Origin of the sequence: Pyxidicoccus caerfyrddinensis, assembly GCF_010894405.1 — a bacterium.
In the GTDB taxonomy this organism is placed as follows: Bacteria; Myxococcota; Myxococcia; order Myxococcales; family Myxococcaceae; genus Myxococcus; species Myxococcus caerfyrddinensis.
The window spans coordinates 307,547-323,380 of the sequence record NZ_JAAIYA010000003.1; the positions used below are offsets into that span (position 1 = coordinate 307,547).

The 15,834-nt window shown below is 71.8% G+C and carries 11 protein-coding genes; 10 read left to right on the forward strand and 1 reads right to left on the reverse strand.

Annotation, left to right across the window (positions count from 1 at the left end):
* Positions 1 to 132: 132 nt before the first annotated feature.
* The 3 genes from G4D86_RS08400 to G4D86_RS08410 are packed head-to-tail and all read left to right on the forward strand — an operon-like array spanning position 133 to position 3,664.
* Positions 133 to 834, forward strand: a complete 702-nt coding sequence (locus G4D86_RS08400) for a hypothetical protein (protein WP_163991380.1) — start codon at positions 133 to 135, stop codon at positions 832 to 834.
* Entirely contained in the window at positions 806 to 1,882 is a 1,077-nt protein-coding gene (locus tag G4D86_RS08405) for a hypothetical protein (protein ID WP_163991382.1), read from the forward strand. The genes G4D86_RS08400 and G4D86_RS08405 overlap by 29 nt, the downstream gene beginning before the upstream one ends.
* 57 nt (positions 1,883 to 1,939) lie before the next feature.
* Complete coding sequence (locus G4D86_RS08410) at positions 1,940 to 3,664, forward strand: serine/threonine-protein kinase (protein WP_163991384.1); 1,725 nt, start codon at positions 1,940 to 1,942, stop codon at positions 3,662 to 3,664.
* A 76-nt stretch (positions 3,665 to 3,740) separates the two neighbouring features.
* On the opposite strand, the gene G4D86_RS08415 is transcribed toward G4D86_RS08410, so the two are convergent.
* Positions 3,741 to 4,058 (reverse strand): hypothetical protein, encoded by a 318-nt coding sequence (locus G4D86_RS08415; protein WP_163990891.1) that lies wholly within the window; start codon positions 4,056 to 4,058, stop codon positions 3,741 to 3,743.
* A 25-nt stretch (positions 4,059 to 4,083) separates the two neighbouring features.
* Between G4D86_RS08415 and G4D86_RS08420 the strand changes: the two genes are divergently transcribed.
* The 7 genes from G4D86_RS08420 to G4D86_RS08450 all read left to right on the forward strand — a co-directional run bounded on the left by G4D86_RS08420 (position 4,084) and on the right by G4D86_RS08450 (position 15,832).
* Positions 4,084 to 5,535 carry a phospholipase D-like domain-containing protein gene (locus G4D86_RS08420; RefSeq protein ID WP_240360123.1) on the forward strand — a complete coding sequence of 484 codons (1,452 nt, stop codon included), beginning with the start codon at positions 4,084 to 4,086 and terminating at the stop codon, positions 5,533 to 5,535.
* Between the two features lie 205 nt (positions 5,536 to 5,740).
* The gene (locus tag G4D86_RS08425) at positions 5,741 to 6,985 is read left to right on the forward strand and encodes an efflux RND transporter periplasmic adaptor subunit (RefSeq protein ID WP_163991386.1); all 1,245 of its coding nucleotides are present in this window, start codon (positions 5,741 to 5,743) and stop codon (positions 6,983 to 6,985) included.
* On the forward strand, positions 6,985 to 7,746 hold the full coding sequence (locus G4D86_RS08430) for an ABC transporter ATP-binding protein (protein ID WP_163992188.1): 762 nt from the start codon (positions 6,985 to 6,987) through the stop codon (positions 7,744 to 7,746). The genes G4D86_RS08425 and G4D86_RS08430 overlap by 1 nt, the downstream gene beginning before the upstream one ends.
* Before the next feature lie 100 nt (positions 7,747 to 7,846).
* Entirely contained in the window at positions 7,847 to 10,267 is a 2,421-nt protein-coding gene (locus tag G4D86_RS08435) for an ABC transporter permease (RefSeq protein WP_163991388.1), read from the forward strand.
* A gap of 12 nt (positions 10,268 to 10,279) precedes the next feature.
* Complete coding sequence (locus G4D86_RS08440) at positions 10,280 to 12,697, forward strand: ABC transporter permease (protein WP_163991390.1); 2,418 nt, start codon at positions 10,280 to 10,282, stop codon at positions 12,695 to 12,697.
* A 15-nt stretch (positions 12,698 to 12,712) separates the two neighbouring features.
* Entirely contained in the window at positions 12,713 to 13,390 is a 678-nt protein-coding gene (locus tag G4D86_RS08445) for an ABC transporter ATP-binding protein (protein WP_163991392.1), read from the forward strand.
* Between the two features lie 30 nt (positions 13,391 to 13,420).
* Positions 13,421 to 15,832 (forward strand): ABC transporter permease, encoded by a 2,412-nt coding sequence (locus G4D86_RS08450; protein ID WP_163991394.1) that lies wholly within the window; start codon positions 13,421 to 13,423, stop codon positions 15,830 to 15,832.
* Positions 15,833 to 15,834 lie beyond the last annotated feature (2 nt).

The window sequence follows — 15,834 nt, forward strand, 5'->3', positions numbered from 1 at the left end:
CGACTCCCACGCGGCATGTCTGCCTGCCTGCTCCGGGAGCGCTCAGCGGACAGCCAGCGCGAAACATTTCCACCTCGCGACACGCCGAACCAGGATGCGCGCCCCGGAGTAACCTCCGCGCTCCGCCTCCCGATGCTCCCCGCCCCCCACACGCTCCGCCGCTGGCTGCTCGCGATTGCGGGGGGGCTGACCGCCCTGGGGATGGGCGTGGAGGTGGCGTTCTACACACAGGACGCGCGGACGCTCGAGCCCCTCGTCGCGTTCCTCTCCCTCAGCTACGAGCGCAACCTTCCCACCTGGTACGCCTCGGGGCTGCTGCTGGCGTGTGCGTTCCTGCTGGCGGCCATTGCCCGGACCGCGACGCTCGCGCGCGCCCCGGGGCGGCATCACTGGTGGGCGCTGGCGGTGGCCTTCGCCTACATCTCGCTGGACGAGAGCGTGGGCCTTCACGAGAACCTGGGGGACCTGCTCTCGCTGGGCGGAGTGCTGTTCTTCACGTGGGTGGTGCCGGCGGCCGCCGTGGTGGTGCTGGGCGGGCTCGCCTTCCTGCCCTTCCTCGCGCGGCTCCCGTCGCGCCGGCGCTGGCAGTTCATCCTGGCCGGCGTCGTGTACGTGGGCGGCGCGCTGGCCATGGAGCTGCCGCTGGGGTGGTGGACGGAGCGGCATGGCAACGACAACCTCGTGTACGCGCTCATCGACCACGTGGAGGAGGCGTTGGAGCTGGTGGGGGCCAGCCTCTTCCTCGCGGCGCTGGCGGAGGAGCTGGGCGAGCGGGTGGTGCTGACGGCGCGACAGGAGGCGGCGCATGGGGCTTCCCCAGACGGCTCCCGCTGAAGCCGCGCGCCCGGAGCTCGCGCTCGTGCGCGAGGTGCCCGCGCGCTCGCCCTACATCGTCGGGCCCGTCTTCGACTGGGTCTTCTTCCTTCTGCCTCCCGTGCTGGCGCTCGGGCTGGGCATCGCCATCTCGGGCACGGCCTTCAGCGACACGCCGGTCCGCTTCTTCGGTCAGGAGAAGACCCGGGCCGGGCTGATGGTGGGCAGCCTCATCCATGCGCACCTGGTGGCGGTGTTCTTCCGCAGCCACGGCAACCCCGCCATCTTCCGGCTCTACCCGCTGCGCTTCGTGGCGGTGCCCGTGCTGGCGTGGGCGGCCATCCGCGGCTCGGCGGTGGTGGCCGTGGCCGCCACGGTGCTCGCGACGTTCTGGGACGTGTGGCACTCGGGGCTGCAGACGTTCGGCCTCGCGCGCATCTACGACCGCAACCGGGGCAACCCGCCCACGGCGGGGCGCCGGCTCGACTTCTGGCTGAACCACCTGCTGTACGCGGGCCCCATCCTCGCGGGCGCCACGATGCTGGACCACTTCGTGAGCTTCGAGGCCTTCGACGAGGTGGGGATGCCGTGGCTCGCCTCGGTGCCCGCGCGCATGACGGCCACGCATGCGCTGTGGACCCGGGGCGTGCTGGCCGTGGGCGGCGCCATCCTCGTCCTCTACGTGGCGGCCTCGGTGCGCCTGCTGCGGCGGGGCCACCGGCCCTCCTTCCACAAGACGTTCCTGCTCGTGACGACGGGAGCCTGCTCCCTCTACAGCTGGGGCTTCGACACGTGGGGCGAGGCGTTCTTCATCATGAACCTCCTCCACGCCGTGCAGTACCTGGCGCTGGTGTGGGCCATGGAGGGCGAGCGCCTGCGGGAGCGGCTGCGGCTGAAGTGGCGCTGGCTGGCGCTGTCGCTCTTCCTGGGCAGCGTGCTCGCGTATGGCGTGGGGGCCGAGCTGCTGGACCCGGACCTGGAGAGCCTGTGGGCCTTCACGCTCGTCGTGTCGCTGATGCACTTCTGGTACGACGGCTTCATCTGGTCCGTGGCACGCAAGCAGGTGTGAGGCTCGCCTGCTCCCCCGGTCCTCTTCGCGTCCTGGAGCTTGTTATCGTGCGCGCCCATGAGTGAGCCCACGGCCGTTTCGGATCCTCGCATCGGCTCGGTGCTGCAGGAGCGCTACCGCATCATCGAGCGGCTCGCCGCGGGCGGCATGGGCATCGTCTACCGGGGCGAGCGGCTGGAGGTGGGCAAGGCCGTGGCCATCAAGTTCCTCCACGCCTGGGCGGCCCGGGACGAGGACTTCCGCAAGCGGTTCCAGGTGGAGGCGCGCGCGATGAGCCGCCTCACCCATCCGTGCTGTGTGTCGGTCATCGACTTCGGTGTGGACCAGGACTCGCCGTACATGGTCATGGACTTCGTCACCGGAGAGACGCTGCGGGGCCTGCTGCGCGAAGGCCCGCTGCCCCTGGCCCGGGCCCTGGCCACCGTGCGGCAGGTGCTCGCCGGGCTGGCCCATGCCCATGGGCAGGGCATCATCCACCGCGACATCAAACCCGAGAACATCATCGTCACCCATGCCGTCGGGCTCGGGGAGCAGGTGCGCATCCTCGACTTCGGGCTGGCCAAGCTCCGGGACGAGGTGACGGGAATCACCTCGGGGATGATGCTCGGGACTCCGGCGTACATGGCCCCGGAGCAGATTCACGGCGAGCCGGTGGGGCCTCCGACGGACCTGTATGCCACCGGCGTGCTGCTCTTCGAGCTGCTCACCGCGAAGAAGCCCTTCTCCGCGCCGGGCACCGCGGAGCTGCTGCGCATGCACCGCGAGGTGACGCCTCCGCTGCTGCGCGAGGCGGCCCCCGAAGCCGGCTTCTCCGCCGGGCTCGAGGCCGTGGTGGCGAAGGCCCTGGCGAAGGCCCCAGGGGAGCGCTTCCAGTCCTCGGCCGAGTTCCTGGCCGCGCTCGAGACGGAGCGTCCGGCGGTCTTCCTCTCCGCGCCCGAGCCCGCGAGCCCCGTGGCCTCCACGCCGGCACGTCCGGAGGAGGCGGCGCAGGTGACGGAGAGCGCGCCGGCGCCGACCCGCGAGCTGCGGGTTCGTACTCCGGTCGGGGCCCAGGCTCCGGTACCGGCGCGGGAGGCTTCAGTGGAAGCCGTGGTGGCGGCGGTGCCGGACTCCTCGCGGAGTGACTCCACGGTGCGCGTCCCCGCCGCACGGCCACCCGCCCCCGAGGCGAAGGTCCGCGCCACTCCCGCCCCGTCCCCGTTCGCCAGCTTCCGCTCACGCGCCGTGTCGGGAGGCGCCGGGGGGCTCGTGTTGCTGGGGGCGGGCCTCGTCTGGTGGGCGGTCTCCTCGACTGCGCGTCCATCTCCCTCGGCCTCGAAGGGTGGGGAGGCAGGGGAGGGCGCTCGGACGGGCTCGGCGCCTGCCGGCGCCTGGCGGGCCGTCCCGGAGCAGCTCCCGGGCATCGACGAGGTCCATCGCTTGATTGAGGCCCAGCGGCGGGACGCGGCGCTGGCGGCCCTGAAGAAGCTGGCCGCGAAGCACCCGGCGAGCGCCTATGTCCGCTACCTGGAGGGGAACGTCGACTTCGACAACCTTCGCTGGGTGGATGGTGTGGCGGCGTACCGGGCGGCGCTGCGCAACGACGCCGCGTACCGCAATGAACCCACCCTCATCCAGAACGCCATCCGCTGCCTCGTCAGCGACCGGTTCCACGGCCTCTGCGAGGACTTCATCCGCAAGGACCTGGGTGAAGCCGCCGTGCCGTACCTGGAGGATGCCGCCCGTTCCGACCCCATGGCCAACGTGCGGACCCGGGCCTCGGGGCTGCTTCGCCAGCGTTAGCGCCTGTCCTGTCATACGACGGGCTGTCGCCAGGAGCGTGTGAGGTGGGCAGGGCCTTTCTGGTGGAAGCGCCGTATCAGCTCGTCTCGGCCGGGCTTGCCGTGCTCCACAGCAGGTAAGCCAGCTCCGTGGGCAGCAGTGCCTTGACGGTGACGAGCCGCACCTGTCCGGAGGGGACGGCGAGGTGCCCGGGCAACGTGGCTGCGTCCATGCCCAGCAGCACGCCCACGCGTCCGTCCTTCGTGAGGAGCGGCTCGGGCATCCCCTTCCCGGCGACCTCCATGGACATGAAGCCTCCCTTCACCTGCGCGCGCACCCGCTCGTGCGTGGCCACAGCGCCTCGCAGCACTGCCCGCTGGTGGACGCGGCTCGCATTCGTGGGCTCACGTCGCACGCTGGACTCAAGGCATCCTCCATCCGTGGTCTCTCCCGCTCCTTCACCCACCTCCGACCTGGTCGAGCGCGCCTTCACCCGCACCTCCGGCGCCCTGCTGATTCCAGGCAATGCAGTCCGGGTCCTCCTCGATGCCGCGGAGAACTATCCCGCGTGGCTCGAAGCCATCCGCTCCGCGCAGCGGTCCATCCTCTTCGAGAACTACATCATCGAGGAGGACGAGGTCGGCCTCGCCTTCGCGGAAGAGCTCGCGCGGCGTGCCCGCGCCGGAGTGAAGGTCCGCTTGATTCGAGACTGGATGGGCTCTCGCTCGGGCGCATCGCGCCGGTTCTGGCGCACCCTGGAAGAGGCAGGCGTCGAGCTCCGCGTCTTCAACCCGCCCAGCCTGGCGAGCCCCCTGGGCTGGGTCAGTCGAGATCACCGCAAGATGATTGCCGTGGACGGCCACACGGGCTTCGTCACCGGCCTCTGCGTCAGCAAGCGATGGCTGGGCGACCCCGCGCGCCGCATCGCTCCCTGGCGAGACACCGGCGTGGAGCTGCGCGGACCGGCCGTCGCCTGGGTGGAGCGGGCCTTCAAGGAGGTCTGGGACGCCACGGGCGAACCCCTGCCCATGGAAGAGCTCTCGGCTCCCGATGCCATCGCGCTCGCCGGAGATGTCTCCGTGCGCATCGTCGCGGGGCGGCCCAACGCCACGGACATGTTCCGGCTGGACCAGCTCATCGCCGCCGCGGCCCAGCGCACGCTGTGGCTCACCGATGCGTACTTCGTCGGCTTCATCCCCTACGTCCAGGCGCTCCGGGGCGCCGCGCGAGATGGCGTGGATGTCCGGCTCCTCGTCCCGTCCACCACGGACCTCCCGCTCATCAGCCCCCTGTCACGCGCCGGCTACCGGCCGCTGCTGGAGGCGGGCGTGCGCGTCTTCGAGTGGAACGGCTCGATGATTCACGCGAAGACGGCCGTCGCCGATGGCCGCTGGGCCCGCGTCGGGTCATCCAACCTCAACGTCGCCAGCTTCATCGGCAACTACGAGCTGGACGTGGCCATCGAGGACGCGTCCGTCGCGAGGCACCTGGAAGACGTCTACCTGCGAGACCTCGCGAACAGCACCGAGATTGTCCTGAGCCGCCATCGCCGCGTCCGGCCTGTCGCTCCAAGAGTTCAGCCAGCGCCCTGGGGCTCGGGCCGTCCACGCGTGGGCGCGGTCCGGTTCGCCAACGCCGTGGGCGCGGCGGCGGCCTCGGGCACCCGGGCGCTCGGCGCGGTGGAGGGCGGAATCGAGCTGGCCCTGGCCGGCGGCCTGCTCGCGCTGGCCGGGGTGGGCTTCCTGTGGCCGGCCGTGCTCGCGTACCCAATCGCGGTATTGGGCGTGTGGCTCTCCATCACGCTGATGCTGCGCGCGCGAAGGAACGCCCAGCAACGCAAGGCCGACCGCACCGGGCCGAGCGCCGTGCAGAGCCCATCGAAGAGCATGTAGCGCTCGCCCGCCCGCCCGCCCGTCCGCCTGGCCTGCACCCCGGGTGACAGGCGCCCGTTGATCCGCGCCCAATCCCCTGTCCGCTTCTGGGACGTCACTTTCCGCAACCGGGCACCGGACCCGGGACGCCCCCCTCCATTCCGAACAAATCCAGGGATTTGAGCGGCGAAAAGCAATTGGCACGAGCCTCGCTCTTAGAGAGCCCGTGGACATCCCCAAAGCCAAGAAGAAGACCCGCAAGCCCTGGGTCCTCGCCATCGCCGGAGCCTGCGCGCTCATCGCCGTGACAGTGGGCCTGTCCAAGCTGCGCCCCGCGTCGCCCTCGGTGGAGCGGGCCTCGGTGTGGCTGGACACGGTGAAGCGTGGCCCCATGGTCCGCCAGGTGAAGGGCGCCGGCACGCTGGTTCCCGAATACATCCGCTGGCTCACCGCCGACACCGCCGGCCGCGTGGAGCGCATCCACGTGCGCCCCGGCGCCGTCGTGAAGGCCGACACGGTCCTCATGGAGCTGGCCAACCCGGACGTGCAGCTGCAGGCCCTCGAGGCCGAGCGTCAGCTCGCCAGCGCCCAGGCGGAGCTCATCCGCATGCGCACGGAGCTGGAGACCATGCGCCTGGGGCAGGAGGCCACCGTGGCCTCCATGACCGCCGAGTCCGCCGACGCCTCCCGTCGCGCCGAGGCCAGCGACGCCCTCTTCCAGAAAGAGCTCATCGGCAACCTGGAGGTGAAGCAGACCTCCGAGAAGGCCGGCGAGCTGTCCCGCCGCCTGGACCTGGAGCGCAAGAAGCTCCACGTGGTGGCCACCAACATGAAGGACCAGCTCGCCGCGCAGCAGGGCCAGGTCGAGCGCTTGAAAGCGGTTGCCCAGTTCCGCCGTACACAGGTGGAGTCCATGAAAGTCGTGGCCGGGGAGGACGGGGTGCTGCAGGACCTGCCGCTGGAGCTGGGTCAGTGGGTGACGCCGGGCGTGCTGCTCGCCAAGGTGGTCAAGCCCGACCGGCTGAAGGCGGAGCTGCGCATCGCGGAGACGCAGGCGCGAGACATCCAGCCCGGCCAGAAGGCGCTGGTGGATACGCGCAACGGGGTGGTGGAGGGCACGGTGGCGCGGGTGGCGCCGGCGGCGAGCCAGGGCACGGTGCGGGTGGAAGTGACGCTGCCCGCCGAGCTGCCCCGGGGCGCGCGGCCCGACCTCACGGTGGAGGGGACGGTGGAATTGGAGCGGCTGGGCAACGTGCTCTCCGTGGGCCGGCCCGCGGGCGCGCAGCCCAACGGAACCATGTCCCTCTTCCGGCTGATGCCGGGGAGCGACGAGGCGATTCGGGTGCCGGTGCAGCTGGGCCGGGGCTCCGTGAATGCCGTGGAAGTGGTGCAGGGTCTTCAAGAAGGCGACCAGGTGGTGCTGTCTGACATGGCCGCGTGGGACGCGGTCGAGCGGGTGAGATTGCGATGATGACGACGAACGACGTGAAGGCGCCCGCTTCGACGGAAGAGGCGGTGCTGGCGGGTGGACCGAAGACGGACGCGGGCAAGTCCCTCATCCAGCTCGAGGGGCTCACCAAGGTCTTCGAGACGGAAGAAGTCGAGACGCACGCCCTCTCCAACATCCACCTCAACATCCGCCAGGGCGAGTGGGTGGCCATCGTCGGTCCCTCCGGCTCCGGCAAGTCCACGCTGCTGGCGGTGCTGGGCCTGCTCGACACGGCCTCGCGCGGTGCGTACCTGCTGGACGGGCGCAGCGTGCTGGAGCTGTCGCCGTCCGACCGCGCGCTGGTGCGCAACCGGCACATCGGCTTCATCTTCCAGAGCTTCAACCTCATCGGCGACCTGACGGTCTTCGAGAACGTGGAGCTGCCCCTGACGTACCGGGGCATGCCCGCGGCCGAGCGCAAGCAGCGCACGGAGCGCGCGCTGGAGAAGGTGGGCATGGCGCACCGGGCGCGGCACATGCCGGGCCAGCTCTCCGGCGGTCAGCAGCAGCGCGTCGCCGTGGCGCGCGCGGTGGCGGGAGACCCGCTCATCCTCCTCGCCGACGAGCCCACCGGTAACCTCGACTCGAAGAATGGCGAGGCGGTGATGCAGCTGCTCTCCGAGCTGCACAAGGGCGGCGCCACCATCTGCATGGTGACGCACGACCCTGCGCACGCGCGTACCGCCACGCGCACGGTGAGCCTCTTCGACGGCCGCATCGTCCAGGACGAGCAGCGCCGCTAGCCCTCCGCTTCACCCGCCGTCCTGCTTCGCTCCCGAAAGGGCGGAGTCCGGGCGGCGTGTGTCCGTGCCCTTCACCCGCCGTGGCTCCGGAAACCCCCGCATGGAAACCCTCCTTCAAGACGTCCGCTACGCGCTGCGCACGCTGCGCAAGAGCCCTGGCTTCGCGGTGGTGGCGGTGCTCGCGCTGGCGCTGGGCATCGGCGCCAACAGCGCGGTGTTCAGCGTGGTGAATGGCGTGCTGCTCAAGGCGCCGCCCTTCGCGGAGCCGGAGCAGTTGGTGCACGTCCGGGGCAACTTCCTCAAGGCGGACCTCAAGGACATCTCGGTGTCGGTGCCGGAGTACCGGGACTACCTCACGCTGCCCCGGGCCTTCGCGTCGGTGGCGGCGTTCGACGTCAACGACGCCACGCTCACCGGCGGGGACGTGCCGGAGCGGCTCAGCGTCACCACGTCCACGGCCTCGCTCTTCGCCACGCTGGGGGTGTCGCCCGTGCGCGGCCGGGCCTTCACCGAGGAGGAGGAGACGCCGGGCCGCGAGCGGGTGCTGGTGCTCACGGACAAGGCCTGGCGCACGCGCTTCGCGGAGGACGAGGGCGTGCTGGGCCGCGAGCTGCAGCTCGACGGGGACACGTACACGGTGGTGGGCGTGCTGCCGCCCGGAGTGGAGTACCCGGCGGGCACGGACGTGTACGCGCCCTTCGCGCCCACGCCAGAGCAGACGTCGGACGAGCGCCGTGGCAGCCGCTATCTCGACGTGATTGCGCGGCTGAAGCCGGGGATGACGTTGGAGGCGGCGCGTGCGGACCTGGCCCGGGTGGCGGGGGAGCAGGAGCGCCTGCACGAGAAGAACTACAAGGGCGGCGGCTGGGGCATCAGCGTGAACTCGCTGGAGGACACGGTGGTGGGCGACGTGAAGGGCACGCTGTGGCTGCTGCTGGGCGCGGTGGGTTTCGTGCTGCTGGTGGCGTGCAGCAGCGTGGCCAACCTCCTGCTGGCGCGGGCGGCGGCGCGAGGGCGCGAGGTATCCATCCGCGCGGCGCTGGGCGCGGGCCGGAGGCGGCTGGTGGCGCAGTTCCTCACGGAGAGCCTGGTGCTGTCCGTGGCGGGTGGCGCGCTGGGGTTGCTGCTGGCGGTGTGGGGCACGGACGTGTTGCTGGCGGTGGTGGGGGAAGGACTTCCGCGCGCGGCGGAGGTGCGGCTGGACGTGGCGTCGGTGTTCTTCACGGCGGGCGTGTCGCTGCTCACGGGGCTGGGGTTCGGCCTGGTGCCGGCGCTGCAGGCCAGCCGGGCGGACCTGAACAGCGCGCTGCGCGAGGGCACGCGCGGCACGGATGGACGGAAGGCGGGCCGGCTGCGCGCGGGGCTGGTGGTGGCGCAGGTGGCGCTCGCGCTGGTGCTGCTGGTGGGCGCGGGCCTCTTCGCGAAGAGCTTCCTCGCGCTGAGCGAGGTGGAGGCGGGCTTCACCCCGGAGGGCGTGCTCACCGGGCGCGTCGCGCTGCCGCAGTCGACCTACGCGGACGCGGCGCGCCGGGCATCCTTCATGGGTGAGTTGCTCACCCGCGTCCAGGTGCTGCCCGGCGTGGAGTCCGCGGGCATCTCGAACATGCTGCCTCTGGGTGGGCGGACCGACAACAGCTTCGACATCGAGGGACGGACGAAGGCGCCGGACGAGATGTGGCCGGCGGTGGAGACGCGCTTCGCCAGCGTGAACTACCTGAGCGCGCTGCGGGTGAAGCTGCGCGAGGGCCGCATGCTGGCGGAGACGGACAATCTGGACGCGCCCGGCGCGGTGGTCATCAACAAGACCTTCGCGGACCTCTACTGGCCGAAGGGCGACGCGCTGGGGCAGCGGCTGAAGCTGCACCGCCAGGAGACACGGTGGGCCACGGTGGTGGGCATCGTCGATGACCTGCGCGAGTGGGGGCTCGACAAGCCCGCGCGCCCGGCGGCGTACTACTCGGCGGCGCAGTTCCCTCTCTACAATCTCAACCTGGTGGTGCGCGCGAAGGCGGGCAGCCCGGAGGCGCTGCGCACGGCGATTGAAGCCGAGGTGCGCGCGCTCGACGGCAACCTGCCCCTGTTCAACGTGGCCCGCATGGTGCGGCTCGTTGACGACTCCATCGGCTCGCGGCGGCTGTCGGCCATGCTGATGGGGCTGTTCGCGGGCACCGCGCTGTTGCTGGCGGCGCTGGGCATCTCCGGCGTCATCGGCTACTCGGTGGCGCAGCGCACGCGGGAGATGGGCATCCGCATGGCGCTGGGTGCGGCGCGGCGGGACGTGCTGGCGCTGGTGCTGGGCCAGGGCCTGAAGCTGGCGGGCCTGGGCGTGGCGGTGGGCCTGGTGTTGTCACTGGGCCTGGCGCGGCTCCTGAGTGCGCTGCTGTACGGCGTGACGGCGTATGACCCGTGGACCTTCGTGGGAGTGGCCGTGCTGCTGGCGGGCGTGGCGCTCTTCGCCACCTGGCTGCCCGCGCGCCGTGCCACGCGCGTGGACCCCATCATCGCCCTGAAGGCGGAGTAGGAGCGCACGTCGATGGAAACCCTGCTCCAGGACTTGCGGTACGCAGTGCGCGGGCTGCTGAGAGACCGCGCCTTCACGCTCGCGGCGGTGCTCGCGCTGGCGCTGGGCATCGGCGCCAACAGCGCGGTGTTCAGCGTGGTGAACGGCGTGCTGCTCAAGGCGCCGCCCTTCGCCGAGCCGGACCGGCTGGTGGACGTCTCGAACACCTTCGGGAGGGTGGGGCGGACGGGGCTCACCTCGTCGGTGGTGGAGTACCGGGAGTACCGCGAGCTGCCCCGGGTCTTCTCCTCGGTGGCGGCCTTCACGGACGATGACGTGACGCTCACGGGCGTGGACACCCCGCGGCACCTGCACATCGTGGAAGCCACGGCCTCATTCCTTCCGACGCTGGGCGTGACGCCCGTCCTGGGCCGCGGCTTCACCGAGGCCGAGGAGACGCCGGGACAGGACCGGGTGGTGGTGCTCACGCACAAGACGTGGCGCACGCACTTCGCGGAGGACCCGGGCGTGCTCGGACGCACGCTCCAGCTCGACGGGGTGCCGTACACGGTGGTGGGGGTGTTGCCTCGGAGCGTGGAGTATCCGGCGGGCTCGGACCTCTACCGCCCCTTCGCGCCTGACCCGGAGCTGGCGTCGGAAGAGAAGCGGGACACCCGCTTCCTCGAGGTGATGGCGCGGCTGAAGTCCGGGGTGACGATGGAGGACGCGGCGAAGGACCTGTCGCGCGTCTCCCTGTCGCTGGCGGAGGCCCACCCGAAGTACCAGGTCGGCAGGCGCTCCATCGGACTGAAGTCGCTGGAGGACGAGGTGGTGGGCGACGTGAAGGGCACGCTGTGGCTGCTGCTGGGCGCGGTGGGCTTCGTGCTGCTGGTGGCCTGCGGCAGCGTGGCCAACCTGCTGCTGGCGCGGGCGGCGGCGCGTGGACGCGAGGTGTCCATCCGCGCGGCGCTGGGCGCGGGCCGGCGGCGGCTGGTGGCGCAGTTCCTCACGGAGAGCCTGGTGCTGTCCGTGGCGGGCGGGGCGCTGGGGCTGCTGCTGGCGATGTGGGGCATGGACGTGCTGCTGGCGGTGGTGGGGGAGGGGCTGCCTCGCGCGGCGGACGTGCGGCTGGACGCGCGCACGGTGCTGTTCACCACCGGGGTGAGCCTGCTGACGGGGCTGGTGTTCGGCCTGGTGCCGGCGCTCCAGTCGAGCCGCGCGGACCTGAGCGCCGCGATGCGCGAGGGCGCACGGGGCACGGCGGGCGGGCGCTCGGGCCGGCTCCGCTCGACGCTGGTGGTGACGCAGGTGTCGCTGGCGCTGGTGCTGCTCGTGGGCGCGGGGCTGTTCGGGAAGAGCCTCCTCGCGTTGCTCTCCGTGGACACGGGCTTCACGCCCGAGGGCGTGCTCACCGGGCAGCTCTCACTCCCGGGCGCGAGCTACGAGTCGCCGGAGCGTCAGGTGGCCTTCTCGCGCGAGCTGCTGGGGCGCGTCCAGGGCCTGCCGGGCGTGGAGTCCGCGGGGCTGACCAACGCGCTGCCGCTGGGCATGTCCATCACCTTCGGTTTCGCCATCGACGGGCGGACGAAGGCGCCGGACGAGATATGGCCGGCCGTGCAGCTGCGCACCGTCAGCCCCGGCTACCACCGCGTGCTGAACGTCCGCCTGCGCGAGGGCCGCATGTTGCAGGAGACGGACGGCCCGGACGCGCCGTGGGTAGTGGTCATCAACAAGGCCTTCGCGGACGCGTACTGGCCCAAGGGCGACGCGCTGGGCCAGCGGCTGAAGCTGAACCGCCCCGACGCCCAGTGGACCACGGTGGTGGGCATCGTGGAAGACGTGCGCGAGTGGGCGTTGGACCGGCCGACCCCGCCGATGGCGTACTACTCGCTCTACCAGGTGCCCTCCACGGGCCTGGCGCTCGCGGCCCGAGCCAGGGCCGGCAACCCGGAGGCGCTGCGCACTGCCATCGAAGCGGAGCTTCGCGCGGTGGACCGCAACGTGCCCCTGTTCAACGTGGCCCCCTTGATGCGGCTGGTGGATGACTCCATCGGCGCGCGGCGGCTGTCGGCGCTGTTGATGGGGCTGTTCGCGGGCACCGCGCTGCTGCTGGCGGCGCTGGGCATCTCTGGCGTCATCGGCTACTCGGTGGCGCAGCGTACGCGGGAGATGGGCATCCGCATGGCGCTGGGTGCGGCGCGGCGGGACGTGCTGGCGCTGGTGCTCGGCCAGGGCCTGAAGCTGGCGGGGCTGGGCGTGGCGGTGGGCCTGGTGCTCTCGCTTGGTCTTGCACGCCTGCTGAATTCGCTGCTCTACGGCGTGACAGCGTATGACCCGTGGACCTTCGCCGGAGTGGCCGCGCTCCTGGCGGGCGTGGCGCTCTTCGCCACCTGGCTGCCCGCGCGCCGTGCCACGCGTGTGGACCCCATCATTGCCCTGCGCTCCGAGTGAGCGCCCGAGAGACTCATGTCCCAGCCCCTGATTTCGCTGCGTAATGTCGAGAAGTCCTACCCCCTGGCGGGCGGCCGTGCCTGGGTGCTGCGCCGCATCGACCTGGACATCCAGCCCGGCGAGTTCATCACGCTGATGGGCCCGTCCGGCGCGGGCAAGTCCACGCTGCTGTCCATCCTCGGCATGCTCGATGCGGAGTGGACGGGCGAGTACACGCTGGACGGCCAGGGTGTGCACGCGATGAAGCCGAAGGAGCGCGCGGAGCTGTCGCGGCGCACCATCGGCTTCGTCTTCCAGCAGTACCACCTGCTGGACAACCTCACGGTGGCGGAGAACCTGGAGGTGCCGCTGTCCTACCGCAACCTCAAGCGCGGCGAGCGCGAGGCGCTGGTGGGCGACATGCTGGACCGCTTCAGCCTGGTGGGGAAGAAGGACCTGTTCCCCGCGCAGCTCTCCGGCGGCCAGCAGCAGTTGGTGGGCATCGCCCGCGCGCTCATCGCCAACCCGAAGGTGCTGCTCGCGGACGAGCCCACGGGCAACCTCCACTCCGCGCAAGCCAAGCACATCATGGAGGTCTTCCAGGGCCTCAACCGGGACGGCACCACGATTGTCCAGGTGACGCACTCGGACGCCAACGCCGCGTATGGCCACCGGGTGGTGCAGCTCGCGGACGGCTGGTTGCAGAAGCCCTGAGCCCCTTCGTCGTGAGCCGGGAGGCTCGTCATGTTGAGCGACGTGAAGATGGACCTGCGGTACGCGCTGCGCACGATGCGCCAGTCGCCCGTGTTCACCGTGGCGGCGGTGTTGGTGCTGTCGCTGGGCATCGGCGCGACGACGGCGCTGTTCAGCGTGGTGGACGCGGTGCTGCTGCGGCCACTGCCCTTCGCGGAGCCGGAGCGGGTGGTGATGCTCGGCTCGGACAAGGTGCAGCGCGTGCCTCCGCGCTACAGCCTGATGAGCTTCGATGACATCGCGCGCCAGTCCACGCAGCTGCGCGCGCTCACCGCGTATTCCAACAACCTCTTCAACCTCACCGGTGACGGGGACGCGCAGCAGCTGCGCGGCACGGTGGTGGCGGGCGACTTCTTCGGCGCCTTCGGGGTGCAGCCGCTGCTCGGGCGCACCTTCACGCCCCAGGAGCTGGCCACGCCGGTGGCGGTGCTGTCCTACGGCCAGTGGAAGTCCATGGGAGGCGGGGAGGACATCCTCGGCCGCTCGCTGACCTTGAGCGGCCAGCCCTACACAGTGGTGGGGGTGATGCCGCCCTTCTTTCAGGTGCCCCAGGCGAACATCGCGGCGTGGGTGCCGTACGACAGCCAGCCGGGCGCGGCCACGTCCGAGGCGCGCACGCAGCGCGGCTACCGCGCGTTCAGCATCACCGGGAGGCTGGCGCCCGGCGCCTCGCTGGAGTCCGCGCGACAGGAGCTGGCGGCGCTCGCTCCGGACCTCCTGAAGGAGGACGCCGCCCAGGAGTTCGGGGTGGTGAGCTACGCGGAGCAGCTCACCCGCGACGTGCGCCTGGCGCTGTGGGTGCTGCTGGGCGCGGTGGCGCTGGTGCTGCTCCTGGCGGCGGCCAACGTGGCACATCTACAATTGGCGCGCGCGGCGTCGAGGCAGCGGGAGCTGGGCATCCGCGTGGCGCTCGGCGCGGGGCGGGGGCGGCTGGTGCGGCAGCTCCTCACGGAGAGCCTGATGCTGGCGCTGCTGGGCGGCCTGGGCGGCGTGCTGCTGGCCCTGTGGGGCACGGACTTGTTGTTGGCCCTGGGCGCCAATGCACTGCCGCGCGGTGATGGCGTGGCGGTGCAGGGACGGGTGCTCCTCTTCTCGCTGGCGGTGACGCTGCTGACGGGTGTGGGCGTGGGGCTCGTGCCCGCGCTGCAGCGCAGCCAGCTCAGCCCGGGGACGGTGCTGGGCCGGGGTGCCACCGAGGCGACGCGGGGGCGGGCGCACGCGGTGCTGGTGGTGGCGGAGGTGGCGCTGGCGCTGGTGCTCATCACCGGCGCGGGGCTGATGCTCAAGAGCTTCTGGCGCCTGCAGCAGGTGGACCCGGGGCTGGACCCGGAGGGCGTCTTCGTCGCGCGGCTGTCGCTGTCGAGGGACCGCTACCAGGAGCAGGGACGGGCGGCGGCCTTCTATCGGGACTTCATGGCCCGGCTCGCCGCGCGCCCGGAGGTGGCCGCCGCGGGCGTGGGCACGAGTCTGCCGGGGGGCTGGGACATCCGCCGCTCGGGCTACTGGGTGGAGGGGACGCCGGACAATTCCAACCGGCCCAACGCCCTCGTCAACACGTCCACACCGGGCTTCCTGGAGGCGCTGCGGGTGCCGCTGCTCGCGGGCCGCCGGCTCACCGTCGCGGACAAGGCGGATGCGTCGCAGGTGATGGTGGTGAGCGAGCGCTTCGCCCGCGACGTCTTCCCGGGGCAGGACCCGCTGGGCCGCAGGGTGACGCTCGGCGGCGACGACGCGCAGGGCAACCCCCTGTGGCTGACGGTGGTGGGCGTGGTGGGGGACGTGCCGTATGCCGGGGTGGAGGCTGGCCAGGAGCCCACGGTGTACGTGCCCATGGACCAGGGCGGGCAGGGGTACTTCGCGGGCGGGCCGCTCGTGGTGCGGGCCGCCCCGGGCCTGGCGCCCCTGGCGCTGGAGGCCGTGGTGCGCGAGGAGCTGCGCGCGGTGGACTCGACGGTGGCGCTCGCGCAGCCCACCACGATGGAGGACCGGCTGGCGACGGACCTGTCCCGGCCCCGCTTCCGCACGGTGCTGCTGGGGGCCTTCGGCGTGCTGGCGCTGGTGCTGGCCGCGGTGGGCATCTACGGCGTGATGTCCTACGCGGTGGCGCAGCGCTCGCACGAGATGGGCGTGCGGATGGCGCTGGGCGCTCAGCGCGCGGACGTGCTGCGGCTGGTGGTGGGTCAGGCGCTGCGGCGGGTGGGGCTGGGGCTCGGGCTGGGCCTGGGCGGGGCGCTGGCGGCGCATCGGGTGATGGAGGGGTTGCTGTATGGCGTGGGCTCGCTCGACCTCTCCGTGCTCGCCGCCGTGGCGTTGCTGCTATTGGCCACCGCCTGGCTGGCGAGCTGGCTGCCGGCGCGTCGGGCGGCCAGCGTGGACCCGGCCATCGTCCTTCGTCGCGGCTGACG